21 protein-coding genes and 1 pseudogene are annotated in these 26,973 nt (G+C 63.9%); 15 read left to right on the forward strand and 7 right to left on the reverse strand.

What is annotated here, in order from left to right; genetic code table 11:
• Nucleotides 1–153: 153 nt before the first annotated feature.
• A complete protein-coding gene (locus tag AC1Q5S_RS05775) occupies nucleotides 154–861 on the forward strand; it encodes a GntR family transcriptional regulator (RefSeq protein ID WP_492238481.1) in 708 nt (235 codons plus the stop codon).
• Nucleotides 862–1,103: 242 nt separating this feature from the next.
• Here the strand turns inward: AC1Q5S_RS05775 and AC1Q5S_RS05780 are convergent, their stop codons facing one another.
• The 5 genes from AC1Q5S_RS05780 to AC1Q5S_RS05800 form a co-directional block, all read right to left on the reverse strand.
• On the reverse strand, nucleotides 1,104–1,940 hold the full coding sequence (locus AC1Q5S_RS05780; protein WP_492238482.1) for an NAD-dependent epimerase/dehydratase family protein: 837 nt from the start codon (nucleotides 1,938–1,940) through the stop codon (nucleotides 1,104–1,106).
• On the reverse strand, nucleotides 1,937–2,926 hold the full coding sequence (locus AC1Q5S_RS05785; protein WP_492238483.1) for an NADPH:quinone oxidoreductase family protein: 990 nt from the start codon (nucleotides 2,924–2,926) through the stop codon (nucleotides 1,937–1,939). Before AC1Q5S_RS05785 ends, AC1Q5S_RS05780 begins: the two co-directional genes overlap by 4 nt.
• Complete coding sequence (locus tag AC1Q5S_RS05790; RefSeq protein WP_492238484.1) at nucleotides 2,923–4,209, reverse strand: CaiB/BaiF CoA transferase family protein; 1,287 nt, start codon at nucleotides 4,207–4,209, stop codon at nucleotides 2,923–2,925. The genes AC1Q5S_RS05785 and AC1Q5S_RS05790 overlap by 4 nt, the downstream gene beginning before the upstream one ends.
• Nucleotides 4,206–5,171, reverse strand: coding sequence for a Bug family tripartite tricarboxylate transporter substrate binding protein (locus tag AC1Q5S_RS05795; RefSeq protein ID WP_492238485.1), 966 nt, complete (start codon nucleotides 5,169–5,171; stop codon nucleotides 4,206–4,208). Before AC1Q5S_RS05795 ends, AC1Q5S_RS05790 begins: the two co-directional genes overlap by 4 nt.
• A gap of 65 nt (nucleotides 5,172–5,236) precedes the next feature.
• Nucleotides 5,237–5,986 (reverse strand): SDR family oxidoreductase, encoded by a 750-nt coding sequence (locus AC1Q5S_RS05800; protein ID WP_492238486.1) that lies wholly within the window; start codon nucleotides 5,984–5,986, stop codon nucleotides 5,237–5,239.
• A 99-nt stretch (nucleotides 5,987–6,085) separates the two neighbouring features.
• Between AC1Q5S_RS05800 and AC1Q5S_RS05805 the strand changes: the two are divergent.
• The 11 genes and pseudogenes from AC1Q5S_RS05805 to AC1Q5S_RS05855 all read left to right on the forward strand — a co-directional run.
• Nucleotides 6,086–6,478, forward strand: a pseudogene (locus tag AC1Q5S_RS05805) (glutathione S-transferase family protein); the annotation flags it as partial.
• A gap of 80 nt (nucleotides 6,479–6,558) precedes the next feature.
• Nucleotides 6,559–7,452, forward strand: coding sequence for a LysR family transcriptional regulator (locus AC1Q5S_RS05810; RefSeq protein ID WP_492238487.1), 894 nt, complete (start codon nucleotides 6,559–6,561; stop codon nucleotides 7,450–7,452).
• 283 nt (nucleotides 7,453–7,735) lie between these two features.
• Nucleotides 7,736–9,199, forward strand: a complete 1,464-nt coding sequence (locus AC1Q5S_RS05815) for an aldehyde dehydrogenase family protein (protein WP_492238538.1) — start codon at nucleotides 7,736–7,738, stop codon at nucleotides 9,197–9,199.
• Nucleotides 9,192–10,370, forward strand: a complete 1,179-nt coding sequence (locus AC1Q5S_RS05820) for a CaiB/BaiF CoA transferase family protein (RefSeq protein WP_492238488.1) — start codon at nucleotides 9,192–9,194, stop codon at nucleotides 10,368–10,370. The genes AC1Q5S_RS05815 and AC1Q5S_RS05820 overlap by 8 nt, the downstream gene beginning before the upstream one ends.
• A 40-nt stretch (nucleotides 10,371–10,410) precedes the next feature.
• The gene (locus AC1Q5S_RS05825; protein WP_492238489.1) at nucleotides 10,411–12,024 is read left to right on the forward strand and encodes a GMC family oxidoreductase; all 1,614 of its coding nucleotides are present in this window, start codon (nucleotides 10,411–10,413) and stop codon (nucleotides 12,022–12,024) included.
• A gap of 178 nt (nucleotides 12,025–12,202) precedes the next feature.
• Nucleotides 12,203–13,399 (forward strand): ABC transporter substrate-binding protein, encoded by a 1,197-nt coding sequence (locus AC1Q5S_RS05830; protein ID WP_492238490.1) that lies wholly within the window; start codon nucleotides 12,203–12,205, stop codon nucleotides 13,397–13,399.
• Between the two features lie 144 nt (nucleotides 13,400–13,543).
• The gene (locus AC1Q5S_RS05835; protein ID WP_492238491.1) at nucleotides 13,544–14,464 is read left to right on the forward strand and encodes a branched-chain amino acid ABC transporter permease; all 921 of its coding nucleotides are present in this window, start codon (nucleotides 13,544–13,546) and stop codon (nucleotides 14,462–14,464) included.
• Nucleotides 14,461–16,266 carry a branched-chain amino acid ABC transporter ATP-binding protein/permease gene (locus tag AC1Q5S_RS05840; protein WP_492238492.1) on the forward strand — a complete coding sequence of 602 codons (1,806 nt, stop codon included), beginning with the start codon at nucleotides 14,461–14,463 and terminating at the stop codon, nucleotides 16,264–16,266. Before AC1Q5S_RS05835 ends, AC1Q5S_RS05840 begins: the two co-directional genes overlap by 4 nt.
• A complete protein-coding gene (locus tag AC1Q5S_RS05845) occupies nucleotides 16,256–16,978 on the forward strand; it encodes an ABC transporter ATP-binding protein (protein ID WP_492238493.1) in 723 nt (240 codons plus the stop codon). Before AC1Q5S_RS05840 ends, AC1Q5S_RS05845 begins: the two co-directional genes overlap by 11 nt.
• 46 nt (nucleotides 16,979–17,024) lie before the next feature.
• Nucleotides 17,025–18,677, forward strand: a complete 1,653-nt coding sequence (locus AC1Q5S_RS05850) for a GMC family oxidoreductase (protein ID WP_492238494.1) — start codon at nucleotides 17,025–17,027, stop codon at nucleotides 18,675–18,677.
• Nucleotides 18,678–18,687: 10 nt separating this feature from the next.
• A complete protein-coding gene (locus AC1Q5S_RS05855; RefSeq protein ID WP_492238495.1) occupies nucleotides 18,688–20,370 on the forward strand; it encodes an AMP-binding protein in 1,683 nt (560 codons plus the stop codon).
• A gap of 75 nt (nucleotides 20,371–20,445) precedes the next feature.
• On the opposite strand, the gene AC1Q5S_RS05860 is transcribed toward AC1Q5S_RS05855, so the two are convergent.
• Nucleotides 20,446–21,846 (reverse strand): aminotransferase-like domain-containing protein, encoded by a 1,401-nt coding sequence (locus tag AC1Q5S_RS05860; protein WP_492238496.1) that lies wholly within the window; start codon nucleotides 21,844–21,846, stop codon nucleotides 20,446–20,448.
• 71 nt (nucleotides 21,847–21,917) lie between these two features.
• On the opposite strand from AC1Q5S_RS05860, the gene AC1Q5S_RS05865 reads away from it, so the two are divergent.
• Nucleotides 21,918–23,219, forward strand: coding sequence for a hydroxymethylglutaryl-CoA reductase, degradative (locus AC1Q5S_RS05865; RefSeq protein ID WP_492238497.1), 1,302 nt, complete (start codon nucleotides 21,918–21,920; stop codon nucleotides 23,217–23,219).
• Nucleotides 23,220–23,540: 321 nt separating this feature from the next.
• Here the strand turns inward: AC1Q5S_RS05865 and AC1Q5S_RS05870 are convergent, their stop codons facing one another.
• Nucleotides 23,541–24,344: an IclR family transcriptional regulator gene (locus tag AC1Q5S_RS05870; RefSeq protein ID WP_492238498.1), complete on the reverse strand. Its 804-nt coding sequence runs from the start codon at nucleotides 24,342–24,344 to the stop codon at nucleotides 23,541–23,543.
• A gap of 107 nt (nucleotides 24,345–24,451) precedes the next feature.
• Between AC1Q5S_RS05870 and AC1Q5S_RS05875 the strand changes: the two genes are divergently transcribed.
• Both AC1Q5S_RS05875 and AC1Q5S_RS05880 read left to right on the forward strand, forming a co-directional pair.
• Nucleotides 24,452–25,441, forward strand: coding sequence for a Bug family tripartite tricarboxylate transporter substrate binding protein (locus AC1Q5S_RS05875; protein ID WP_492238499.1), 990 nt, complete (start codon nucleotides 24,452–24,454; stop codon nucleotides 25,439–25,441).
• A 15-nt stretch (nucleotides 25,442–25,456) separates the two neighbouring features.
• On the forward strand, nucleotides 25,457–26,965 hold the full coding sequence (locus tag AC1Q5S_RS05880) for a class I adenylate-forming enzyme family protein (RefSeq protein ID WP_492238500.1): 1,509 nt from the start codon (nucleotides 25,457–25,459) through the stop codon (nucleotides 26,963–26,965).
• Nucleotides 26,966–26,973 lie beyond the last annotated feature (8 nt).

Genomic DNA, 26,973 nt, shown 5'->3' on the forward strand with positions numbered 1-26,973 from the left:
GTTACGACCTGCGACGCCTTCCTGCGCCATAGGTTTCGCTACGGATGCAATAATTCTATAAACTATAGAATATGTCAACCTAAATATAGATTACCGTTTGTCCCGGCTTCTCCCTGTGCTTCAATCTGTGGCATCCCAATCCGATACACGAAGATGATCAAGTCCGGTAGCGACACACTCCTCAAGGCCACTGTGCCCATCGCCCACTCGAGCCTGTCCACCAAGGTCTACGAGTTCATGCGTAGCGCGCTGGCGAACGGCGAACTTCTGCCCGGCCAAAAGCTAAGCGCTCGCACGCTTATCGACCGGCTGGGCGTCAGCCAGACGCCGGTCCGCGAGGCCATGCTCCAGCTGGTCGCGGAACGCGCCTTGGCGATGAACCGCAACAAGTCGGTGACGGTGCCAATCCTCACGGCCGAGATGTATATCGAACTGCGCGACATACGGGTGGCACTCGAAGGCCTGGCCTGCCGCGGCGCGGTGGAGCACGTCGCCGAGTCGGACGTTAAGGCGATCGAGAAACTGCACCGCGAGATGATGGTGGCGAAGCGCGCAGGCGACTACCGTAACACGCTACGCCTGAATCGCGAGGTCCACCTGGGGATCTACGCACTGAGCCGGCGGAACGAACTGCTGGCGATCATCGAATCGCTGTGGGTACGCACGGGCCCGTACCTGAACCTGATCTACAAGGAAACGGACAAGAAGGAGCCCGAGTCGCACGAGCACGAGAAACTTTTTGCCGCGTTGCGCGCCCGCGATCCCGACGCCGCCGCCGCCTCGATCGCACGCGACATCGTTAAGGGGGGGGCACCGGTCGTGAAGGCCCTGCTGGCGCAGGCCGGAGGCCGTGCAGCGTGAAGTCCGGGCGCTTAGGTCGGCAGCAGGCGTTGGGCTTGCATGGAGGCAAGCCAGTGCCGCAGCGACACCGCTGTGTCGATGCAGTCGCGTAAGCCGTGCTTGCGCAGCTTGAGACCGCTGAGGACAGAGTCGGGCGGTTGCGTGACGCCGCTGGCCAGGGTGCGGTGGGCAAACTGTCAGGAGCTACCGACGAGCGCGTCCAGGGTGATTGGCAGCAATCGCTCGCGCTGGATGATGTGTTGCTACAGCGCCGCGTGCGCGGGCATTTCCGCCGCCAGCGACATGGGCGTCGGCGGCCCGGCCGACATGCCAAAATGTTCGGCCAGCGTTGGCCACAGATCCTGCCAGACCAGCATGTCTCTATTTACGATGTTGTAGGTTTCGTTGGCGGCAATTTCATGCGTTGCGCAGAATTCGGCCGCACGTGCGATTAGCCGACTGTCGCTGCCTGCGACGATGAAGCGGCCGCCGCCGGGATAGCCCAGAGGCTGCGCGCATTCACGCTGGATCGCGGCGATGACGTTCATTAGGCTGACCACCGCATGTCCGAACACGACCTGTGGTCGCAGCACGCTGAATGTCCAGGCTGCCTCGGCCTGGCGTTCGCGCACTAGGTCTTCCTGCAGCCAGTAGAAGTTCTCATGCGGATGCCGCGGCTGGCTCTCGCGGCAAGGAACCGGCGCTGGCTCAACGTGACCGCCATAGGCCTTGGCACCCTGCATCAGCGTGAGGTGCCGCATTCTGGGTGCTGAAGAGTGCAGCGTGTCGAGCAGGTTGCGCAGCATCGCAAGATTGGTCGACATCTGCTGCGGATCGCGCCAGCCGCTCACCAGTTCAGGCAACTCGAACAATGCGGTGTAAAACAAATGCGTGACGCGGTCCAGGGCGGCGCTGGCGTTGCGACAGCTCTGAAGATCGGTCAAATCGACCTGCAGTTGGGTGACGCCGGGCGGCAGTGGCATCGCACGACGCGCCAGGGCGATCACCTCCCAGTTGGGCAGCGCCGCAAAATGCGCGAGCGCCGCAGCGCCGACCACGCCGCTGGCGCCGGCCACGAGCAGCGTGTGCTTCGCGGTCATGTCGACGTTTGCGCAACCGTGATGACCACCTTACCCTTGGCACTGCGGTTCGCCACGGCAGTCATGGCATCGGCGGCCTGTTCCAGCGGATAGCGCGCGCATATGTGGGGCTTCACCTTGCCTTGCTCAAACCAGCTAAAAAGCTGCTGCATGTTCTGTGCGTTGCGCGCGGGTTCGTTACGCGCAAAGGCGCCCCAGAACACGCCGACGATGGCGCATCCCTTGAGAAGCGGCAGGTTCAACGGAATCGAGGGGATGTTGCCCGCCGCGAAGCCCACCACGAGAAAGCGTCCGTTCCAGGCGATGCTGCGCAGGGCTGGTTCGCTGTAGGCACCGCCGACCGGGTCGTACACGACGTCGACACCGCATCCGTTCGTGATCTGCCTGATCCGTTCCCGCAGGTCCTCGCGCTCGTAGTGGATGAGTGCATCGGCGCCATGCGCCGCACAGACAGCCAGCTTGTCGTCGGACGACGCCGCGGCGATCACCCGCGCGCCCATCGCCTTGCCGATCTCGATCGCCGCCAGCCCGACGCCGCCGGCCGCACCCAGCACCAGCAAGGTCTCACCTGCCTGGATTTGCGCACGGTCCTGCAGCGCGTGGTGGGAGGTGCCGTAGGTCAGGGCGAAGGCCGAAGCCGTTGCGAAGTCCATGGTGGGTGGGATCGGCAGCACGCGCCAGGCCTCCGCCACCGCCTCCTCGGCGTAGCCGCCCCAGCCCAGCGGCGCGAGCACACGCTGGCCAAGTTGCAGCCCGCTCACTTCGTGGCCGATCCGGACGATCACGCCGGAGACTTCCCCGCCGGGCGAGAAGGGCATCTCCGGCTTGAATTGGTACTTGCCCTCGATGATGAGGGTGTCTGGAAAATTCACGGCCGCAGCATGCACGGCGATCACGACCTGCTTCGGCCCGGGCACAAGGCCTGGCACGTCCTCCAGCGTCAGGCTCTCGGGCGAGCCGTATTGACGGCAAAGAATAGCCTTCATGCGGAGGCCACCGATGCGTGGCGTGCCAGATCGGCCACGCCGATGGCACGGGATGCGCGCAGCGCGGCAAGCTCGGCCTCGTCGATGCCCAGCACTTCGCGCAGGACATCTGCCGTGTGTTCGCCGAGCTGCGGCGGCGCGCGTCGGTAGGTGACCGGTGTCTCGGAAAATTTCAGCGGGTTGGCGACGATTGGCGTCATGCCCTTTACCGGGTGGTGCACCTCCTGGCGCAGTTCGCGGTGGCGCACCTGTTCGTCATCGAAGACCTGCTGCAGGTCGTTGAGCGGGCCGCACGGCACCCCCGCCTCGGTCAGGCGGGCGCGGCAGTTGGCGACCGACCATACGGCCAGGGCATTGGTAAGCACCGGTACCAGCGTCTCTCGGTGCGCGACGCGCAACGCGTTGCTGGAGTAGAGCTCGTCGCACGCAAGCGCGTCGAGGCCCAGCACCGAGCAAAGCTGCACAAACTGCTTGCTGTTGTTGACGGCAATGACGATCTGGCCGTCAGCGCAATCGAAGGCCTGGTAGGGGCAGCTCATCTGCGAAGCGATCCCCAGTCGGCGCGGCAATTGGTCTGCGATGAGGTAGTTCGTGGGGACCAGCGTCATTGCGGCGATCTGCGCATCGAGCAGTGCCAGGTCGATGTGTTGACCGCGCCCTCCAGGCGTGTCACGGTGCCTAAGCGCCGCAAGGATACCGATCGTCGCATAGAGGCCGGCTGTCGCGTCGGAGATGGGATAGCCCACGCGCTGGGGCCCGCCCCCAGGTTGGTCTTGCGGGCCGCCGGTCGCGCTCATCAGTCCGCTCATCGCCTGAAAGATCAGGTCGTAGCCGGGCAGCATGCGATACGGTCCGGTCTGGCCGAAGCCGGTGATCGAGCAGTACACGAGGCGAGGGTAGAGCGCGGACAGGGATGCATAGTCTAGTCCGTAGCGCTGGAGGTCCCCTGTCTTGAAGTTTTCCACCAGGATGTCCGATTCGGCCGCGAGGCGGCGCGCGATAGCCTGCCCGCCGGGCGAGGCGAGATCCAATTCGATGGAGCGCTTTCCACGGTTGACCGCGCTGAAGCCGGAAGTGTCTTCCATGTTGCTGCCGGCGCGTGGCTTCGGTCTAACACCCTGCGTGCGGGCCTCGTCACCAACGCCCGGACGCTCGACCTTGATCACATCGGCGCCTAAGTCGGCCAGCATCTGCGTGACCGAGGGACCGGCCAGTACGCGGCTTAGATCTAGTACCCGCACCCCGGCCAGCGCGCAGGGAGTGACCTGCTGCTGCGCGCTCATTGGCCTTTGCCGGTGGCCAAGCCGGCCTCTTTGAGCGCCCTGCCCATGCTGATGTAGCCCTCGTCGATCATTCGAGCGTAGTCAGGACCGGTCATCGTCGTGGCATCGATGCCCATGCGACCGAAACCAACCAGCACTTCCTTGTCCTTCATCGCCGCAAGCATGGCGGCCTGCAGGCGATCGACGATCGGCTGAGGCGTTCCCTTGGGCACGGCCAGTCCCATCCACGATTCGATCTCGACGTCGTAGCCACTCTCTTTGACGGTGGGCATGTCGGGTCTGTCGGTCCATCGCGCCGGACTCACCGATGCAAGCAGGCGCAGTTTTCCCGACTGGACATGTGGCACGATCTCTGACGGCGTCTGAATGATTGCGTCGACCTGCCCCATGACAAGCGAGAGCACGGTTTCGCTGCCGGACTTGTAGAGAACCTGATCGAAACGCGCGCCCGTCTTGCGGCCGAGCTCGAACATGGCGATGTTGTTGGGAGCCCCCGGGGCGCCGAAGAAAAGTGGTTTGAGCTTTGCGGCTTCGACCAAATCCTTGACTGTCTTGTATGGAGAGTCGGCCCGCACCGCCAAGCCATATTGGAAGCGACCAAAAGCTCCGGTGAAGATGAAGTCCTTTGCGGTGTAGTTCACGGGAAGCATGTGCGGGACGATCGCCATCGGTGCGAATGTGAGCACGCCGACGTTGTATCCATCGGGCTCCAAGCGAGCCAATTGCGTCGGGTTCATCGTGGCTTGGGCTCCGGCCTTGTTGATCACCACGATGGGCTGCTTCAGTTCTTTTTCCATCGCCCTCGCCAACAGTCGGGCTGAAATGTCCCCCACCCCGCCCGCTCCATAGCCGACACTCAGTTTAATTTCCTTTTCCGGATAGTCTGCCGCCGTCGAACTGAGTGGCAAAAGCACTGCGGCGCTGAGCGCGGTGGTGGCTAGCATGTGCAAAATCGTCTTCATAGTTGTCTCCTTTTTTTGTTGAGGCGTGGGTGCCTCCGATACGAGGCAGGGGCAAGGCAAGGCCGTCAAATCATGAAAGCGCCTCCGTTGACATCTAGAGTGATGCCGTTGATGAACCCTGCTTCACGGCTTGCCAGGAAGGCTGCAGCGGCGCCGATATCGTCGGGCGTGCCAAGGCGGCCGACCGGGATGCGCTCCAGATATGCCGCGTTCACGGCAGTACCCGCTTCAGCCGCCATCGGGGTTTCGATGCGCCCCGGTGCGATGGCATTGGCTGTTAGACCGTACTTTCCACCCTCGGTGGCGAGTACGCGCGTTAAGCCCATCATCCCAGCCTTTGAGGCGGCGTAATGTGCTCCAGCGATGTCAGTCCTGGTTCGACCGGCTTGCGACGCAATGTTGACAATGCGGCCGAACCGCAGCGACTTCATATGAGGCAGACATGCTTTCGAGCATAGGAAAGCTCCGGTGAGGTTGATGTCGAGTACACGGCGCCACTCCACCTCGTCCATGTCAGAAATAAGTGCCTTCACTCCGTTGTGCTTGGGCGAAATTCCAGCGTTGTTGACCAGAATGCCAATCGGTCCGAAGTGCCGGTCGGTTTCTTCCGCTAGTCGGGCTGCATCTGCTGGAGCAGACACATCGCAGACAAGCGTCAACACACGGTCAGGCACACCAAGCGTCACAGCGGCGTCCCTCAGCACATCGCCGTGTGTGTCGGCTAAGACCACTTTCCCGCCCTCCGCCAAGAAGCGGGCCGCTATGGCGAACCCTATACCGCGCCCAGCCCCGGTAACAACGACCACACTGTCCACGAATCGATCCATATGATTCCTAATTTGTATTTTGTAATTTATAAACTTATGAATGACGAGGTGTCAATCGGGTAGCTGCTGATGACAGGGAGAGAAGGCAACTGGCTGCATCTGAGCGACGCCACGCTCACCTTTCCGCAGACATTGGTGCTGCGCTATACCTATTTCGAACCTCTCGAGCGCCGTCAGCCTCAGGTTGCCGCTGACTATGCACGCTGGTTCCTCGCGAGACTGCGCGCCGTTGATGCTGCTGTGCAATGCGACGAGTTCCTTTGCGCTGGCCGGTTTACCGCCGCCGACGTCGCGGTGGCTTATGCGCTACAGCTGGCTCAGCACCTGGGGCTGGACGAACAATTCTCGCCAGCGGTCGCCGCGTACTGGCAGAGGCTGCAGGCGCGTCCCGCCTTCCTGCGTGCCTTGCAGCGGCAACGTCGTTGTGCGGTGGAGCAGGGCGTGGATCCAACCCCTTCGCCGGATCTGCGACCCTCATAGCATCTGGAGGTATGCATTCGCATGAGCCAACGGGTGAGATGAGGACGCCGCGGTAAGCTCTGGGTCCATTTATCGCCACCATGCTTCCTGATCTCGACTCTTTGCTGCTCTTCAGTCGCGCCGCAGAAACCGGTAGCCTCACCAAGGCTGCGGAGACCCTGCATATCGCGGCGCCTGCTGCCAGTCGCAGACTGTCGCTGCTAGAGCACCAATTTCGAGTGCAGCTCTTCGATCGCCACCCGCGCGGGTTGACATTGACCCCAGCGGGGGCATGCCTTCTGGAGCACGTGCGTGGCATCTTGGACGCCGTGTACCGCTCTCAAATCGAGCTGTCCAACTACGCTACTGGACAGGCAGCGGTACTGCGCGTATGCGCCAATACATCAGCGATGGCCCAGTTTCTACCGCAGGATTTGGCTGACTTCCAGGAGCTGCACCCGGATATCCGACTGGTTCTGGACGAGCAATGGAGCGAAGCGTGCGCCCAGACCGTGCGCGCTGCGCGGGCTGACCTCGCCATCGTCCTTGAAGGCCCGTGGACCAAGGGCTTGCCCACTTGGCCCTACCGCCGTGATCGGATTGCTGCGGTGTTTCGTCGAGGCAAGGCCCCCAAGGGAGATTGCCTTGCATTGGTCGACCTGATGGGGCAGAACCTCGTGGCCTTGGAAGACCGATCCAGCATGATGCGCCTACTGGCCGAAAAAGCCGCCCAGGCTGGCCAGACTTTCACCCTAGGTGCAAAAGTCAAGAGTTTCGAGGCGGTGTGCAGGTTGGTGCAAGTAGGCAGTGGCGTGGGTCTGTTGCCGCTGCGTGCTGCCCAGGCCTTTGAGGTAGCGATGGGGCTGGAGGTCGTACCGCTGTCCGACAGCTGGGCCGTCCGCCAGATGTCGATTTGCGCCGCCGATTCACAGCCATCTCCGGCGTTGCAGGCACTGATAGACCACCTGGCAAAGGTCGAGCATTCGAATTTATGAAACACGGCTTTCGCCAATCGGTCATTCTCTTGTGGAGACCTGCTGCCGATACTGCGATGAAGGGCACAGACCCGCCATCACAGAAATCATCAGGAGACATCGCATGACCCTTCGCACGATTCCCAGGCTGCACTAGCTCGCAGCGGCGGCGATATCAAACGCCGCGCGCCCCCTCGTCCTCCCCGTTCCCACTGCCCGCGAAATTGACGGGCGGTTCCGCATGCGCCACAGCGCAGGAGTGCCCATGTCTTCTTCCCCTCTCGGCAACGTGTCTTCCATCGGCATGAATATCGATCAGCCTCTCGCCAGTGTGAAAACGATCTTCGTAGGCGGCAGCTGGCGCGCCGCCCCAGACGGTGGCGTATTGCCCATGCACGCACCGGCCGATGGGCGTCTCATAGGCCACATCAGCCGCGGCACCGCAGCAGACGTGGACGCTGCGGTGGCGGCCGCCCAGGCCGCGCTGGCTTCCCCGGCATGGGGAGGGCTGAGCGCTGCGCAGCGTGGACGCCTGCTGATGGCGCTTTCGCGGCGGGTTCTAGAAGAGGTGGAGCGCCTGGCCTGGCTGGAGGCCCACGACACCGGTAAGCCTATCGGGTTGGCACGTGGCGACATGCAAGTGCTGGCCCGTTATCTGGAGTTCTATGCCGGCGCCGCCGACAAGGTGCATGGCGAGGTCATTCCGTTTGAGCCCGGCTACACCGTCACCGTGTCACGGGAGCCGCTCGGAGTCACGGCCCATATCATTCCGTGGAACTATCCTGCCCAGATGTTCGGGCGATCGCTCGCTCCCGCGCTGGCCATGGGCAATGCAGTGGTACTCAAGCCGTCGGAAGATGCCTGCATGTCTTGCCTGGCAGTGGCCGAGCTTGCGCAGGAGGCAGGATTCCCGCCGGGGGCCATTAACGTGGTCACTGGCCTCGGCGCAGAGGCGGGTGCAGCCCTCTCGGCGCACCCGGACGTGCGCCTCGTCACCTTCACGGGGTCCAGCGAGGTCGGAGCACTGGTGCAAGCAGCCGCGGCACGCCACCATGTCCCGGTCACGCTGGAATTGGGCGGAAAATCCCCCCAGATCGTATTTGCCGACGCCGATCTGGAGCGCGCTGCCGACGCTGTGGTGCGCGGCATCGTGCAGAACGCGGGCCAAACCTGCTCCGCAGGCAGCCGGGTGCTGGTAGAACGCTCCGTCTTCGCCGCCTTCGCCGAGCGGCTCGCAAGCCGCTTTGCGGCGGTGCGCTTGGGTACGCCGGAGGCCAATGCTGATCTGGGGCCCCTCATCAACGCTTCACAGCGTCAGCGCGTGGAGCGCTTCGTGGCACAGGCACGCGCAGACGGAATCGCCGTCATCGCTGAAACGCCCCTGCCGGATGATCTGCCTCCTCAGGGACTGTTCGTGGCGCCGGTTGTCTTCGGCCCGGTTCACGCGCGGCATCCGCTGGCCCGCGAGGAGGTGTTCGGGCCTGTGCTGTGCGCTATGCCGTTCGAGGATGAGGTCGATGCAATCCGCTTGGCCAACGACACCGATTTTGGCTTGGTGGCGGCGGTGTGGACCCGCGATGGGGACCGCCAGGCACGCCTGGCGCGTCGCATCCAATCGGGACAGTTCTTCATCAATTGCTATGGCGCGGGCGGCGGTGTGGAACTGCCCTTTGGGGGGGTGAAGCGCAGCGGTCATGGGCGCGAAAAGGGCATGGCAGCACTGGAAGAAATGAGTGTGACCAAGACCGTGGTGCATTTCCATGGCTGAATACGCCAATCCTCTCAACACGCACGCAGCGTCTGCGCAGCCCGGCCCCCTGAGTGGACTGTTGGTGGTCGCGTTGGAGCAAGCCGTTGCCGTACCGTACTGCACCAGCCGCCTCGCTGATGCCGGGGCTCGTGTGGTCAAGGTCGAGCGACCCGAGGGTGACTTCGCACGCCGGTACGACCACTATGTGCACGGCGAATCGAGCTACTTCGTCTGGATTAACCGCGGCAAGGAGTCGATCACGCTGGATTTGCGCGAGGGGGCGGATGCCGCACTGCTGCATGCCATGGTGGCGCGCGCCGATGTGTTCATCCAGAACCTGGCACCTGGCGCCGCGTCTCGTCTGGGCTTCGACAGCGAGTTGCTGCGCCAACGCCATCCGCGCCTGATTACATGCGATCTTTCAGGCTATGGAGAGGAGGGACCGCTTCGCGACATGAAGGCCTACGACCTGCTGGTGCAGGCCGAAAGCGGACTGGTTTCCGTCAATGGAGCGCCTGGAGAGTGGGGACGCATCGGTATCTCACTGTGCGATATCAACGCCGGCATGAACGCGCTCATCGGCATCCAACAGGCGCTGCTGCAGCGTGCGCGCACGGGCCATGGGTCGGGGGTGAAAGTGTCGCTCTTCTCCACGGCAGCCGAACTCATGTCTGTGCCCCTGCTGCAGACAGTGTGTGGCGGTGAGCCTCCTCAGAGGGTCGGGCTGCGCCATCCCACCATTGCACCGTATGGCGCATTCAGTTGTGCGGATGGTCGGGATATCGTGATCTCGATCCAGAACGAGCGTGAATGGCACCTTTTTTGCGCGGTGTTCATGGATGCGGCGAGCATGGCGGACGATCCGCGCTTTTGCACCCTGCCGGATCGGCTGAAGAACCGTGCGGAGCTTGACGCGCGCGTGCAGGAGCGCTTCAGCCGCTTGGCGCATGGGCAGGCCATCGACCTGCTGATGGCTGCAAACACTGCGTTTGCCTCGGTGAACTCGGTGTCCGACCTGGCGCGCCATTCTCAGCTGCACACGTGGCCTATGCCGGTGCACGGGGCTACCGTGCGCATGCCTGCACCTCCCTATGCCATGGAATGGGATCGGGGTGCCTTTGCCCCCGTACCTGCCGTTAACCAGCATGGTGCGGCGCTGCGAGCGGAGTTTGGCGAGGTGGTGGCATGAGCCGTGTTCCATCCCTCCCCGCGTTGTGGAGCGTAAACGCATGAACACGCCCGACACCTTTGACTATGTCATCGTAGGCGCAGGCGCAGCTGGCTGCCTGCTCGCCAACCGTCTCAGCGAAAACGGGCGCCACAGCGTCTGCCTGCTCGAATCCGGCCCGCCAGACCGCAATCCATTCATCCATATCCCGGCGGGCTTTATCAAGGTGGGGTATGACCCGCGGTACACGTGGCCGTTTGAAACCGCTCCCAGTTGGGGTACGGCAGGTCGCCGTGTCACCGCGCGCCTGGGCCGTACGCTGGGTGGATCGAGTGCGATCAACGGCTTCAACTACACGCGGGGAACCGCCTCCGACTATGACGGCTGGGCGGCACTGCGCAATCCTGGCTGGAGCTATGACGAGGTGCTGCCCTACTTCCAGCGTACTGAGCGGCGTATTGGCGGCGACGACGCCCCCCACCGAGGCCACGAGGGGCTGCTGCCCATCACCGATTGCGACTGGCGGCATCCGCTCTGCGAGGGATTCATCCGCAGCGCAGAGTCTCTGGGTATCGGCCCGGCGGGGGACTATAACCTGGGTGTCCAAGCCGGTGCCGGCTACTACCAGCGCTGGATCCACCGAGGCCGTCGTGTAAGCGCTGCTACGGCCTTCCTGAAGCCTGCTCGAGGGCGCGCCAACCTGGAAGTGCGCACTGGCGCGCATGCCACCTCGATCGTGTTTTCGGGTCGTCGTGCCGTTGGCGTGCAGGTGCGCATGCAGGCGGGAGGCGCACAGGGCACTGTGCATGCTCGGCGCGAGGTGATCCTGTGCGCAGGCGCGATCAACAGCCCTAAACTGCTACAGCTCTCTGGCGTGGGACCACTGGAGTGGTTGCATTCTTTGGGCGTGAAACCGTTGCATGCATTGGACGGAGTGGGGCGGCGGCTGCAGGACCACTTCATGGTGCGCTCCGTGGTGCGCGTGCAGGGCACGCCCACGATCAACAGCACCGCGCGTGGATGGCGGCTGTGCCTGGAAATTGGCAAGTGGGCGCTGGGCCGGCCCAGCGTGCTGGCCATCAGCCCGTCGGTAGCCTATGCCTTTGCCGCGTCGCGCCCTGGCCTGCCTGCGGCGGACCTGCAATTCCACTTTTCGCCGGGCAGCTATGCCTCGGGGATCGCCGGAAGGCTCGACAGCTTCCCGGGCATGACACTGGGCTTTTACCAGATGCGCCCCGCCAGCCACGGCCATGTGCGGGCTCTTTCGACCGATCCATTCGCACCTCCCGAGATACAGCCCTCCTACATGGAGCGCGAGGAAGACCGCCGCGTGGTGATCGACGGCCTGCGTCTCACGCGCCGCATCTTGCATGCCCCCGCACTGTTGCCCTATGTGGAGCGTGACGAGGCGCCGCCGGCACACGCGATGAGCGATGAGGATCTGCTGGAGTACGCCCGCCAGCGGGGGGGGACGGCCTGGCATTTCATGGGGACCTGCCGCATGGGCCCGGCCCAAGATGAGTCGAGCGTGGTGGACGCGCAATTGCGGGTCCATGGCCTCGAAGGCTTGCGCGTGGCCGATGCCTCGGTGATGCCGGCCATGCCGTCGGGCAATACCGGTGCGCCGACCATGATGATTGCGGAGAAAGCAGCGGACATGCTGCTGCAAACCTAGTCGGCTTTGGCGCCATTGCGCTTCAGCTGTCAGCGCCAACTGTACCTATCTCAATAGGTGCAGCAGGCTTACAGTAGGTGCTCGCATGCAGGCTCCGTTCCCAAGGCGGAGCATACAGTGGGTACAGATGGATCACCAGATCCGCACCGCCAGCAATGGCGACAACAGGAGACAAGTCATGACAGGAATTCGTCAGATCGCCAAGGCAGCAGCAGCGGCACTCACCGTGGCGTGCGCATTTGCAGCCCACGCCCAGGATGTGATCAAGATTGGCTACACGGCCGACCAGTCCGGCAGCGGCGTGGCAGAGCTGGGTATTGCCGGGCGTTGGGGGTTCGAGGCGGCCATCGAGGACATCAACAAGGCCGGCGGCATCCTGGGTCGCAAGGTGGTGGGCGTGATCCGCGACGACCAGGGCACTCCGCCGAAAGCCATCCAGACCATGCAGGACCTGATCGACAGCGAGAAGGTACAGGCTGTGGTCGGCCCTGCCAACTCGGGCAACGCCCTGGCCTGGCTGCACATCCCGCAGCAAAAGAAGATTCCGGTGGTAGTGCCGATCGGCACGGCCACCGAGATCACCACGCGCTATGCCAAGGAGCCGCAGAATTACCTGTTCCGCGTCTCGATGGTGGACCGCGAGCAAGTGGCGCTGCTGGCCGCCTATGCGGTCAAGGCGTCCAAGGACAAGAAAATCGCCGTGCTGGCCGACTCCACCGGCTACGGCCAGGGTGGCATCAAGGATGCGACCGAGATCCTGGCGCTGCACGGCGTCAAGCCCGTGGCCGTCGAGAAGTACGGTCCCAAGGACACGGACATGACCTCGCAGCTCAACAAGATCAAGGCCGCGGGGGCTGACACGGTCATCATCTACGGCATCGCCGATGGTGCCGCGCAGGTGGTGCGCAGCATGGAGAAGATCAACTACATGCCCATCACGCTGGGGACCTGGGGCAACCTGAGCTCTCTGTTCCCGAAAATGACCGGCCCCAAGCTGGCCGAGCATCTGATCATGGCCGCGTCCACCACCGAGGACAGCTCGGACAAGACGAAGGCATTGGGCGAGCGCGTGCGCAAGAACTTCCCGACGCTCACCACCTTCCCTTGCGCCGCGCAGTCCTACGACTCGGTGATGCTGCTGGCCGCCGCGATGAAGCAGGCCAACAGCACCGATGGCGAAAAGGTGGCGGCTGCGCTGGAGAACCTGAGCGGCGTGCAAGGCGTGATCAAGACCTACAACAAGCCATTCAGCAAGACCATGCATGAGGGCCTGCACGTGGGCGACTTCTACCTCGCCCGCTGGAAGGACGGCGGAGTGGTGCGTTTCCAGGACGACATCTACAAGTCCATCACGTCTGCCGACCTGAAGCAGTGAGCGTATGCGCTCCTAAAAAATGAGAGCTGCCCGCGCATGATTTGCAAGGGTTTCAGCATAACAACAGGCTGAAACCTTGATCTAGCAAGCGCTGGCAGCTCATTTTTTGACGACTACCGCATCAGTGTCAGTGGAAGGCAGCGCATGGCCGATTCGATACTCCAGGCAATTTTCAGCGGCCTGGCCCTGGGCAGCATTTACGCGCTCGTGGCCGTGGGCTTCAACATCACGTTCAACACGACCAAGACCTTGAACTTCGGGCAGGGCGAATTCCTGGTGGCCGGGGCCTTCGTCGCAGTGTCAGTGCTGCTGCTTCTGGCGGGCAAGCAGATGACCGATGCGCTCCTACCTGCAGAGGTGTCATTGGCGCGCTACCTGCTCAGCTTGGTGGCGACCATGGCGGTGTTGGCGCTGCTGGGTGTCGTGCTGTACTACGCCGCGGTGCGGCCCTTCGTCGGACAAGGTGGGATGGCGTGGGTGATGAGCACCATTGGCTTTGGCATCATCATCCAGAACACTGCGCTGGCGATCTGGGGGCCGTCCCCGTTGGTCATGCCGTCACCCCTGGGCAATGACGTGATCCGCATCGGCGGCGCGGGCGTGCTGCCGCAGGAGGTGCTGGTGCTCGTTGCAAGTCTGGCCGTGCTGTTGACGCTGGACTGGGTGATGCGCCGCACGCGACTGGGCAAGGCCGTGCGCGCCGTGGCGCAAAGCGGCAATGCCGCTACGCTGATGGGCATCAATGTGAGCGCTATCGTCGTGCTGGCTTTCGTCGTCAGCTCCAGCCTTGCCGGGCTTGCGGGGCTATTGATCGCACCCATCACCACGGCCTCGGTCTTCATGGGGATGACGCTGGCGCTCAAGGCATTCTCGTCGGCCATCCTGGGCGGGCTCACCAGTCCCCGCGGCTGCATGCTGGGCGGAATACTGCTGGGTGTGATCGAGGCGTTGGTGGGCCTGTGGCATGCGGAGCTGCGTGAAATCAGTATGTTCCTGCTCATCATCGTCGTGCTCGTGGTGCGCCCGCAGGGGCTGTTGGGCCAGCGCATTGTGGAGAAGGTATGACGGGCGAGCGCAAGCATTACCTGGGGCTGGCCTTTGTCGCCGCACTGGCGGCGGTGGTGCCGCTGTTCACGGACAACGATTTCTATCTGCGGGTGCTGTTCCTCATTGGGGTCAACTACATCGCCGCCGCCGGCATGAACGTGCTGGTGGGCTACACCGGACAGAAGTCGCTGGGCCACGCGGGACTGTACGCGGTGGGCGCGTACACGACGGCGCTGCTGACCACACGCTGGGGGTGGAACCCCTGGCCTGCCTTTGCCGCAGCGGGCGTGATGGCCGGGCTGTTTGGCATCGTTATCGCGCTGCCAGCTCTGCGGGTCAAGGGGCCGGCGCTGGCCATGGTCACCATCGGTTTCGGCATCGTGGTGGAGAAGATCGTCTCGGAATGGCAGGACGTGTTCGCCGGCCAGCAAGGCATTTACGGCGTGCTGCCGTTGTCGCTGGGCGGTGCCATGTTCAGCTCCAAGCACTGGGTGTGGTTCGTGCTGCTGCTGGGTGTGGCCCTGCACGTGATGCTGCGCCTGCTGCTGCGCGGGCGCTTCGGGCGGGCCTTCATGGCGGTCAACACGGCAGAGGTGGCGGCCGAGAGCGTGGGCATCAGCGTCTACCGCTTCAAGGTGCTGGCCTTTGTGATCAGCGCCGTGACCTGCGGTTTGGCCGGCGCGCTGATTGCCCAGCAGAACCAGTACATCAATTCCGACTTCATCACCTTCAACCTGTCGGTCTTCATCTTGCTGATGGTGCTGTTCGGCGGACCATCGATCTATGGTCCCCTGCTGGGTGCAGTCGTACTGACATTGCTGGATGCGTTCCTGTCGCGCTGGCCGAGTGTGCAGCACTTCACCTACGGGGCATTGCTGCTGTTTGCTCTCTACGCCATGCCCGATGGGTTGGCGGGGTTCTTGCGGAAGATATCCCGTAAATGGGCACCCAGTCTGCTGTCGTCTGAGCCACTGCCTGGACAACTCGCTCCCTGGCGCCCGCGAGGGCAGGGGAATGCCGAAGAGATGCTGCTGGAGGCTGAAGGGCTATACAAGGCCTATGGCGGTGTGGTGCCCACCAACAATGTGGACATTCGCATCCGCGCCGGCCATGTGCATTCCCTGATCGGGCCCAATGGAGCCGGGAAGACCACCCTGCTGAATATCCTGTCGGGTATCGTGCCGCCCGACCGTGGAAAAATCCGATTCGAGGGGCGCGACGTCACGGGCCTGCCACCCTACCGCATCGCGCGTGCGGGCCTGGGCCGAACCTTCCAGAACCTCAAGCTGTTCGCTGGCATGTCGGTGCTCGACAACGTCAAGCTTGGACTGCATGCGCACATTCCCACGGGCTTCTTCGGCAGCCTGGTGGGCAGCGGCGGCCGGGCTGAACAAGCTGCCCGCGACGAGGCGCTGCAGATCTTGGATGCGCTGGGCCTGCGGGACAAGGCGCAGGAGATCGCCGGCAGCCTGCCTTATGGCATACAGCGCCGCCTGGAACTGGCACGCGCGCTGGCGACACACCCTCGCTTGCTCTTGCTGGACGAGCCCGCCGCCGGCCTGAATCCGCAGGAAACGCAGGAGCTGGTGCAGGTGATCCTGCGCATCCGCGACATGGGCATCACCGTGCTGCTGATCGAACACCACATGGACTTGGTGATGGCCGTTTCCGACCACGTCATCGTGCTGGACTACGGGCAGAAGATCGCCGAGGGAACGCCCGCACAGATGCAGAACGATCCGCGAGTGATTGCGGCCTATCTGGGGGCGGAGGACACCATGGAAAAAGAGAATGAAGAAGGTGGTGCCCATGTCCAATGAGCTGCTGCGCATTGAGGATCTGCATGTTTACTACGGTGCCGTGCAGGCGCTCAAGGGCGTCTCCCTGCATGTGCAGGCGGGCGAGGTGGTCACCATCATCGGCGGCAATGGAGCGGGCAAGACCACGCTCATGCGCTGCATCTCTGGATTGGAGCCAGCCGCAGGCGGCCGCGTGCTGTTTCAGGGCAAGGACCTCGCAGGCACCCCTGGTCACAAGCGGGTGGCACTAGGCATTGCGCAGTCTCCCGAAGGCCGGCAGGTGTTTGCCGATCAAACCGTGCGCGACAACCTCGTGCTGGGCGCTTACCACCGCCGTGCCAGCGCCGCGGAGATCGAAGCGGACATCCAGGCCCAGTTCGAGCGCTTTCCCCGCCTGGGTGAACGCCAGCAGCAAATGGCGGGAACGATGTCGGGGGGCGAGCAGCAGATGCTGGCCATTGCGCGCGCCCTGATGGCCCGTCCCCAGTTGTTGTTGCTGGACGAACCCTCGTTGGGCCTGGCACCCCTGATCGTCAAGGAGATCTTTGACACCATCCGCAGCCTGCGCACCCAGGGCGTCACCATCTTGCTGGTGGAGCAGATGGCCAACCAGGCGCTGGCCGTGGCGGATCGAGGGTATGTATTGGAGACCGGGCGCATCACCCTTCAGGGCCCGGGCGCTGCGCTGCGCAGCGACCCCAAGATCCGTGCCGCCTACCTGGGGGGGCACTGAGACATGCTGAACAACACCCCAGCCGGCCATACCGCCCGATATTGACATGAGTTACGCAGAGAGCTTCGACTATGTGGTGGTCGGCGGCGGCACGGCGGGCGCCATTGTGGCCAGCCGACTCGCCGAAGACCCTTCCGTCACGGTATGCCTGTTGGAAGCAGGACCGCCGGATCGTCACCCCTTCCTGCATCTGCCGGCTGGGTTCATCAAGATGCTGTTCAACCCCAGCTACACCTGGACCTTCAGCTCCGAGCCGCATGAACGCACCCTGGGCCGCCGCATCCCGCTCCCTCAGGGGCGCACGCTGGGCGGCTCCAGCGCGATCAACGGACTCATCTACAACCGGGGGCAGGCCCAGGACTATGACGGCTGGGCTGCGCTAGGCAACCGGGGGTGGTCATTCGCTGACGTGCTGCCTTACTTTCAGCGTAGCGAGCGCTGGTTAGGACCGAGCGGTAGCCCGCTGCGCGGCCGCAACGGGGCCGTGGCGGTCACGCCGATCGACTGGTCCCATCCCATATGCGAGGCATTCCTGGAGGGCGCCGCCGAATTGGGGCTGCCCCGCAATCCCGACTACAACGCCGAAGCCCAAGCGGGGGTGGGCTACTTCCAGCGCACCATCCACCGTGGCTGGCGCGTGAGCACCGCGCGCGCCTACTTGCGGGGGCAGGGGCAGCGCCCGAACCTGGTGGTGCGCACCCATGCCCAGGCCACGCGCATCCTCTTTGAAGGGCGCCGCGCCACGGGGGTGGAATACCTTGCCAACCAGCAGGCGGACCGTCGCACCGTCGGCGCGCGCAGCGAGGTGGTGGTGTGCGCAGGCGCCATCAATACGCCCAAGCTGCTGCAGCTCTCAGGGATCGGCCCCGGGGCTTCTTTGCAAGCCCTGGGCCTGCCCGTGCTGCAACCTCTTGATGGCGTGGGCTCCCATCTGAAGGACCATTTCTCGGTGCGCGTGGTGGCCCGCGTGCGCCAAGGTTCGGCAACCACCATCAATGAGCTGGCGCGCGCACCGCGCCTGTGGTGGCAAGCCGCGCGCTGGCTGACGGGCCAGCCCAATATCCTGGCGCTGAGTCCCTCGCTCGTGCACTTCTTCTGGAACTCCGGCGTGGGGGCGGGCGACCGGCCCGATCTGCAGGGGGTATTCACACCCGCGAGCTACCGCGAGGGCTATGTGGGACAGCTCGACACCTACCCTGGCATGACCTGCGGCGTCTGGGCCCACCGGCCCCGCAGCGAAGGCGAGGTGCGCCTGAGCAGTCCGGACCCGCGCGCGGCACCGCTGGTGCAACCGAACTATCTCGGGCACGAGGAAGATGTGCGGGTGCTCACGCAAGGGGTGCGGCTCGCCCGCCGGCTGCTGCAAACCCAGGCCCTGGCCCGGTTCTACGATACGGAGTCGATGCCGGGCCCCGACGCCCAGGACGACAACGCGATCCTGGAGTTCATCCGCCGCTTTGGCGTCTCGTCCTACCACCTGTGCGGCACGGCACGCATGGGGCCCTCGGCCGACACGGGCGCGGTTGTGGATGCCCAGTTGCGCGTACACGGCCTGCAAGGGGTGCGGGTGGTCGACTCTTCGGTCATGCCCGCCATCCCATCGGCCAACATCTGTGCTGCCACCATGATGATCGGCGAACGGGCTGCGGACCTGATCCGGGGCCGCTCGGCCCAGGCGCAGCCACACCATCCGCAATGAGGAACCCCGCATGATCGCGCTGCCCGAAGAGGCCACCATCGGCTTCATCCTGGCACAGGCCGCCGCCACGTACGCTGAGCGCCCGCTGCTGGCCGCCCCTCCCAACCCTGGCCGCAGCTATGACCCGCATGGGCGATCGCTGAGCTACGCCGAGGTGCATGCCGCCGTCCAGTCGCTTATGAGCCGCTACCGCGAGGCTGGTTACGGCATGGGGCACCGCGTTGCACTGCTGCTGGAGAACCGGCTGGAGCACATGCTGCACAAGCTGGCGCTGAACGCCTTGGGCATCTGCTGCGTCCCCGTCAACCCGGACTACCGGCCCCGCGAACTGGCATACCTCATTGACCATGCCCGCGTGGACCTTGCTGTGGTGCTGGCCGCGCGCCGGGCCGATTGGGATGCGGCCTCCCGCGAGGCCGCATGGCAACCTCCGTGCACGGTATTCGAGGAATTCTCTGCAACTTTGGCTACCGCCCGCGTCCCGGCTACGGCATGGGAGCCCGCGTGCGACACCCCCGCGAGCATCCTGTACACCTCGGGTACCACCGGCCGGCCCAAAGGCTGCGTCCTCTCCCACCGCTACGAGCTGGCCGCAGGCGCCTACTACGCGACGCGCGGCGGGTTAGTGGACTTTTGCCCCGAGGGGGAGCGCATCTACAACCCGCTGCCCCTCTTCCATGTCAACTCGTCCATCCTCTCGTTCTATGCCGTGCTGCTGACCGGCAGTTGCCAGATCCAGACCGACCGTTTCCAACCGACGCGCTGGTGGTCCGAGGTGCGTGCCACGCAGGCCACGGTCGTGCACTACCTCGGCGTGATCGTGCAGATGCTGTGCGCGCAGCCCCCCAGCCCGGACGACCGCAACCACAGCGTACGCTTCGGCATGGGCGCGGGAGTGGAGCCGCAACTGCACCAGGCCTTCGAGGAGCGTTTCGGTTTTCCGCTGCTGGAGCTGTGGGGCATGACCGAAAACGTCCGCATCCTGGTGGACAACATGCCGCCTCGGCAGGCCGGCACGCGGGCCTTCGGCCGGGCTACGCCCGGGATCGAGGTGCGCGTCGTGGATGATGCCGATCGCGACCTGCCCGACGGAACGCCGGGCGAAATGCTCATCCGCCACTCCGCGGCAACGCCGCGCAAGGATTTCTTCTCGGGCTACCTCGACGATGAGGCCGCCACCGAAGCCGCCTGGCGGGGCGGGTGGTTCCATACCGGCGATGTGGTGGTGCGCGATGCCTCGGGCATGCTGCATTTCGTCGAGCGGCGCAAGAACATCATCCGCCGCTCGGGGGAGAACATCGCCGCCGCAGAAGTGGAGGCTTGGCTGCTGACGCATCCCGCGGTGGAAATGACCGCCGTCATGGCCGTGCCGGACGAGGTGCGTGAGGAAGAGGTGCTGGCCTGCATCGTGCTCAAGCCGGACGTCGCGTCCACCCTGTGCGAGCCTGGAGCGGAAGCGGCGCTGCTGCGCTCCCTGTTCGAACACTGCAGTGCGGGCTTGGCCTACTTCAAGGCACCGGGCTGGATGTGGTTCACCCCGCAGATTCCGACCACGGGCACCCAGAAGATACAAAAGCACGCCATCTTCGGTGCGCACGGTGACCCGCGCAGCATGCCGGGCATGCAGGACCTGCGCGCATGGAAGAAGCGCGCCGGCGGCGCTGCAGCCGCGCCGGGCATCCGCCACCCCTGAATCCCGCAGGCCCGCACCATGCTTTGCGCGCCACCCTGCCCGCGGCCCTTTAGCCCTGCGGCAACTGCGTGGGCCTCAGCGCCGCAGCTGGTCGAAGGCCCCGCGAAACCGCGGGTCCAGCACCGCATGGGGATTGCAACGCGACCAGGGCGAAGGCAGCTGGCTGTTCACGCTGAAGATGTTGCCAGGCGCCATCACGATGTTCTTGGCCAGCATGGCCTGGGCCAGCGCGTGCGCATCGGGGAATTCGGGCCAGCGTGCCCAGATGAAAAGCGAGTGCTGCGGGCGCACGAACACCCGGGCCCCCATGGTGTCGAGCAGGTCATAGGCCTGTTGCGTGGCTTCGGCCAGCTTTTCACGCAGCTGCTCCAGATGCCGCGCGTGGCGGCGCTCCGCCAGCAGGGTGTCCACCGTGCGCTCGGCATACTCCGAGCTGCTGACACCCGTGAGAATCTTGAGGTTGGCCAGATCGTTGGCCAGATCCGGGCTGCAGGCCACGAAGCCCACGCGCAAGGCGGCCGAGAGGGATTTAGAGAAGCTGCCCACGTAGAGCGTGCGCTCCAGCTGATCCAGGGCCGAGAGGCGCGGCGCCTTGGCACTGCGGAAATCGCTGAGCGCATCGTTTTCCACCAGCAGCAGGTTGTGCTGTTCGGCGAGACGCAGCATCGCCTTGGCCTTGGCGGGCGACAGGTCCGAGCCGGTAGGGTTGTGGGCCAGCGACTGCGTGAAGAAGACGCGTGGCCGCAGCGCCTTGAGCAAGCGTTCCAGCGCCTGCAGGTCGGGGCCGTCCGCCAGCCGTGGAACCCCCACGGTTCGCGCGCCGACGAGGTGGAGCTTGCCCAGCAGTGGGTAGTAGCCGGGGTCGTCAATCAGCACCACCGCGCCCGGTGGAACGAAGTAACGCACGATCAGGTCCATCGCCTCGTTGGCCCCGTGGGTCAGCACGATCTGCTGCGGACTGGCGTCCAAGCCCAAGTGGGCCAGATGCCGCACCAGGCGGTGGCGCAGCGGCGCATAGCCCAGGCGGTCGCCGTAGCGAAACAGCGTTCCCAAGCCGCCCCGTGCCACTTTGTGGTGGATGCGGTCCAACCGTGCGCCGGCCAGCCACTCCGAGGGGGGAAAGGCATCCCCCACGGTCAATTGTCCCGGCTCGTTGCGCAGCTGCATGCGCATGAGCCAGACGATGTCCATGGCGCGGTGCAGCGAGCTGTTGTCTTCTGCCGCACCACCCGCCGGCAGCCCCTCCTTGACAAAAAACCCCGAGCCGCGCCGCGGTTCAACGAGACCGCGCGACACCAGCAGCTCGAACGCAGAGATCACCGTATTCTTGCCGTAGCTGCGCAGCGCGGCGATCTCGCGCAGAGAGGGGAGCTTTTCGCCTGCTTTGTATACGCCCTCGCGGATCTGCCGCTCGAGCGAGTCGGCCAAAGCGGTAAACAGCGGAGGCGAGGTAGAGACCGTTGCACGAACCTTCATGTGCAAGAACTGTACCTGCGATTCTCCTGCCTTCGCTGGCATTCCCTTCCTCCACGCACTTTCTACCTGCCATGAACCCCATCGACTCCCGCTTGCCCCAATTCCGCTCCCTGACGCCGCAGCAGCGCCTTCAGCACATCGTTGCCGCTGCCGGATTGAATCCCGACGAGGCAGCCTTGTTGAACAACAGCGGCGCCTTGGACCGCCAACTTGCGGACGGGATGATCGAAAACGTCATAGGAACCTTCGAGCTACCCTTGGGCGTCGCGGGGTACTTCAAGCTCAACGGCAAGGACATGCTCATTCCCATGGCAGTGGAAGAGCCCTCTGTTGTGGCGGCGGCATCGTTCATGGCCAAGCTCGTTCGCGAGTGCGGAGGCTTCGAGACATCCAGCACCCCGCCGCTGATGCGTGCGCAGGTCCAGGTCCTGGGCCTCACGGATCCGCATGGTGCCCGCCAGACGCTGTTGCGCCGCAGCCGTGAGATCATCGATCTCGCCAACCAGCGTGACAAAGTGCTCATTGGCCTGGGCGGTGGGTGCCGCGACATTGAGGTGCATGTGCTGGAGAACACGCGGCGCGGCCCCATGGTGGTCATGCACCTGATCGTGGATGTCCGCGATGCCATGGGCGCAAACACCGTCAACACGATGGCGGAGTCCGTCTCTCCGCTCGTCGAGGAAATCACCGGCGGCCAGGTGCGGCTGCGCATCTTGTCCAACCTCGCGGATTTACGCCTGTCCCGCGCCCGCGTGGCCCTGTCGCCGCAAGTGCTCACTACAGCCGAGTACGAAGGCCAGGAGGTCATCGAACGGATCCTGGATGCCTACGAGTTCGCCGCCGTGGATCCCTACCGCGCCGCCACCCACAATAAGGGGATCATGAACGGCATCGACCCCGTGATCGTTGCCACAGGCAATGACTGGCGGGCCGTCGAGGCTGGCGCCCATGCCTGGGCCTGCCGAAAGGGGCATTACGGATCGCTCACCCGCTGGGAGAAGGACGCGCGCGGCTGGCTCGTGGGGAGCCTGGAGATGCCCATGCCCGTGGGACTGGTGGGCGGAGCCACGAAGACCCATCCCCTGTCGCGGATAGCTTTGAAGATCATGGGAGTGCAGACCGCGCAGGAGCTGGGCGAGGCGGCCGTGGCCGTGGGATTGGCCCAGAACCTCGCCGCGTTGCGCGCCCTGGCCACCGAGGGCATTCAGCGGGGCCACATGGCGTTACATGCGCGCAATATAGCCATCCTGTCGGGTGCGACGGGGCCAGAAATTGATCAAGTCGCACGGTTGATGGGGCAAGAAAAAGATGTGCGTGTGGATCGGGCTCACGCGTTGCTCAAGGATTTGCGCGGGCATTCCTCTGACCAGTAACGGGATGCGTGGGCTTGTGGCGGTGTGCAAGTCGGCTTCAGGCGGGTTGCGACCGTGCAATCGCGGCAATTGAAGGGCGGCTCGGACCGAAAGCGGTCACACAAGGCTCGAAAAGCTCAATGTCCGCTTCGTTTCTCTGATCGAGCACTCGGGCAATGCATGCTGGCATGCGAGCCTCTTAGCAACTGCTTGGCCCTTGGTGACGGGCAGAGGTCGATCCGGCCACTTGGATTTATGCGGACATCGTTTGCTTCTCAGCGAAAACAGACCTTTCTGGCGATGCGACATCTAGCCTCCCGTCAGTCAGCGTGCCATGGCCTATCAGTAGGCCACAAACCCGTGAGCCCTCAGCGCTTTGCGAATCAGCTGCAGGGTCTTCCGCTGGCGCTCTTTAGGCATGCGCGCCTCGGTCGTGGCAACACTGATGCCGGCCACCACATCTCCCGTACTGTCGTAGACCGCCAATCCCACCGCAAGAACACCTCGTGTGGCGTGATTGCCCACCACGGACCAGCCACGCTCGCGCGTGGCGGCCACCAATGCTCGCAACCGATCCTGCGTCATGCCGCCATACAGCGCCAGTGTGGGCGCATTCACCTCAATCACAGCCTCCACTTCGCGATCTTCGAGCGCCGACAGCAGTGCCAAACCGGCAGCCCCCACACCCAGCGGCTGGCGCGTTCCCACCTGGATCACAAGTACCTGGACCGGGTAGTTGCCTACGTGCCGCGCAATGCAATGCGACAACCCCCCGTCGCGTACTACTGCAAAGGCTGCGTCACCGCACCCCGCACTCACGCTGGCCAACACGGGAGTCAGCCGTTCGGCCAGGTCTTCGCGCTGCTTGGTAAGTGGCACCAACGCTTTCCAGCGCTCGCCTGGGCCGTAATGAAAGCGTGACACCACGCTGACGTATCGCGCCGCCTGCAGCGAATGCAGTAGCCGATAAACGGTCGCTCGCTCCAGTCCTGTCTTGCGGCACAACGCGACCACTCGCAGCCCCTCCTGGGGGCCAGCAAGGATCGCATCCATGACCTCCAGCCCGCGGTTCAAGGTTTGGCAGTCCTCGTTCGACAAGGGTTTTCTAGAGGTATTTTTGTCCGTAGATCGGACGTTTCTAATCATTCGTTTACTGGTTCCGTTGAAACAATGGCCATCAACCCAGGGTGATGCACCAACGGGTTGAGCTTGAGCTATTCGCAGACCAAAAATTTACCGTCAAGGAGACAAAAATGAAGTCGCACGTCAGCCGCAGAACGATTAGCCTGGGCATGGTGGCCGCCCTGCACGCTACCCTGGCAGCCCCAGTTTTTGCCAACGAGCCGAACTGGCCGACCAAGCCCATCAAGCTGGTCGTGGGCTATGCAGCGGGCGGCGCAACCGACATAGTGGCGCGCTTGGTAGCCGCCCGCATGGGGACCGAGTTGGGCCAGTCGGTTGTCGTGGACAACCGCACAGGTGCCAACAGCAACGTGGGCGCCGAGATCGTGGCACGTTCTCCCGCTGACGGCTACACGCTTTATGTGTTCACGATCGCCAACACCATCAATGCCACCTTGTACAACAAACTTGGCTACGACCCGGCCAAGGACTTCGAGCCAATCGGGCTGATCGCCAAGATTCCGAACCTGCTTGTAGTCAACCCCACCCTGCCCGTGCAATCGGTGCAGGAATATATCAAGTACACCAAAGAGTCGAAGGACGGTATCACGTTCGCATCCTCGGGCAGTGGCTCGTCCATCCACCTCTCGGGCGAGATGTTCAAGATGAAAACCGGGCTGAACATGCTGCACGTTCCGTACCGTGGCAGCGCGCCCGCCGTGACAGATCTGCTGGGCGGTCAAGTGCAGTCGATGTTCGACAACTCGCCATCGGCCATGCCGCATGTAAAGGCTGGCAAGCTGCGTGCGCTGGCCATTACCAGCAAGGAACGTTCGTCCTTGCTACCCGACGTGCCCACAGTCGCCGAGTCGGGCTTCCCAGGATTCGAGGTGCAGTCGTGGTTCGGTATGTCTGCCCCCACCGGAACGCCCGCTCCGGTGATCAAACGCTTGAATGCCGCACTCAACACGGCACTGAGCGACCCCGCCGTCAAGCAACGCCTGGTGGACTTGGTTGCCACCGCCTCCCCCGGCACCTCCGATGACATGCGCAAGTTTGTCGCCAGCGAACTCAAGAATTGGAACGAGGTGGTCAAGGCCTCGGGCGCCAAGGCAGATTAATTATCTCCGTGAACTATGTATCCCATTGATTTCTTCTGGCGTGCTGCGCAGCGCTGGCCCGACCGCATTGCCATCGACACACCAACCGAGCGCATCACCTATCAGGCCTTAGCCCGGCGGGTGCGTGCGGTGGCCGCCGGGCTGGTGCAGTGCGATCCCGCGCCGCAGTCGCGTGTGGGCATCTGCGCGACCAATAGCGCAGAGCACATCATTGCCCTGCTGGCCGTGTTGGCCTGCGGCAAGGTATGGGTGCCCTTGAATCCCAAGAGCACGTCCTCGGAGATCCGCCGCATTACCGACACCATCGATGCCAGCATCCTGTTCATTGAGGTGGGCTACGCGGCGTTGGTAACCGATGAGCGCGCCCAGCGAATCCTCATAGGTGCTGCAGACGTTGGGGACATAACCTTGGATTCCCTGGTGCAAGCCCACGCCGATGCCCCCCCGCCAACGCTGGACCTGGACGGCGACGCCACGCAGGCGATCAAGTTCACGGGTGGAACTACAGGTGCGCCCAAGGGCGTGATGCAGCCCTATCGCGCCTGGATGGCCAACATCGTCAACCAGATCCACGCCTGGTCGTTCGACGAACATGATCGCTATGTGATGGCCGCGCCCATCACGCATGGAACGTCCACCTACGTGTTGCCAATTCTGGCCCAGGGCGGTTGCCACGTCATCATGAATGGTGCGGGTGCATCAGCCGTGCGCGACGCGTTCAAGTACCGCGGCGGCACCGTGTGCTTCATGCCGCCCACGCTGGTGTACATGCTGATAGCGATCGAGGGTGTTACGCGTGCCGACTTTCCGCAGCTCAAGCGCCTGATCTACGGTGGAGCTCCTATGCCGCCCGAGAAGATCCGCGAAGTGCGCGCGTTTTTCGGGCCCGTTCTGGGAACGACTTACGGACAGACTGAAGCACCGCAGATTCTGACCGTGATGCGCCCTGAGGATTTTGAGGATGAAGCCAACTGGGCCGCCGTGGGGCGTCGCACGTGGTACAGCGATGTCGCCATCATGGCCCCGGATGGCACGCTGCTGCCGCCAGGAGAAGTGGGCGAGGTCGTTGCCCGGGGGCCTTTGGTGATGACGGGCTACTGGAAGTTGCCTGAGAAGACCGTCGAAACCCTGGTAGATGGCTGGCTTCACACTGGTGACCGCGGTCTGTTTGATACGCGCGGTTACCTCTACTTGAAGGACCGGCTCAAGGACCTGGTCATCACGGGAGGGTTCAACGTCTACCCCATCGAGGTGGAAAACGCACTATCGCAGCATCCCGCCGTGCATGAGTCCACCGTATTCGGAATCCCCGACGACAAATGGGGAGAGAGCGTAAACGCCGCAGTCCAACTGCGCCCAGGCCAACAGGCCAGCGAGGCTGAACTGGCGGCCTTTGTACGTGAACGCCTGGGGCCCGTGCAAACGCCCAAGCGCATCCATTTCGTGAACGACCTGCCCCGATCGCCTGTGGGCAAGGTATTGAAGAACGCCGTGCGCGACATGGCACTCACTGGACAACTTTGACTTGACGC

This window comes from Acidovorax sp. GW835-FHT14B10, assembly GCF_058793725.1.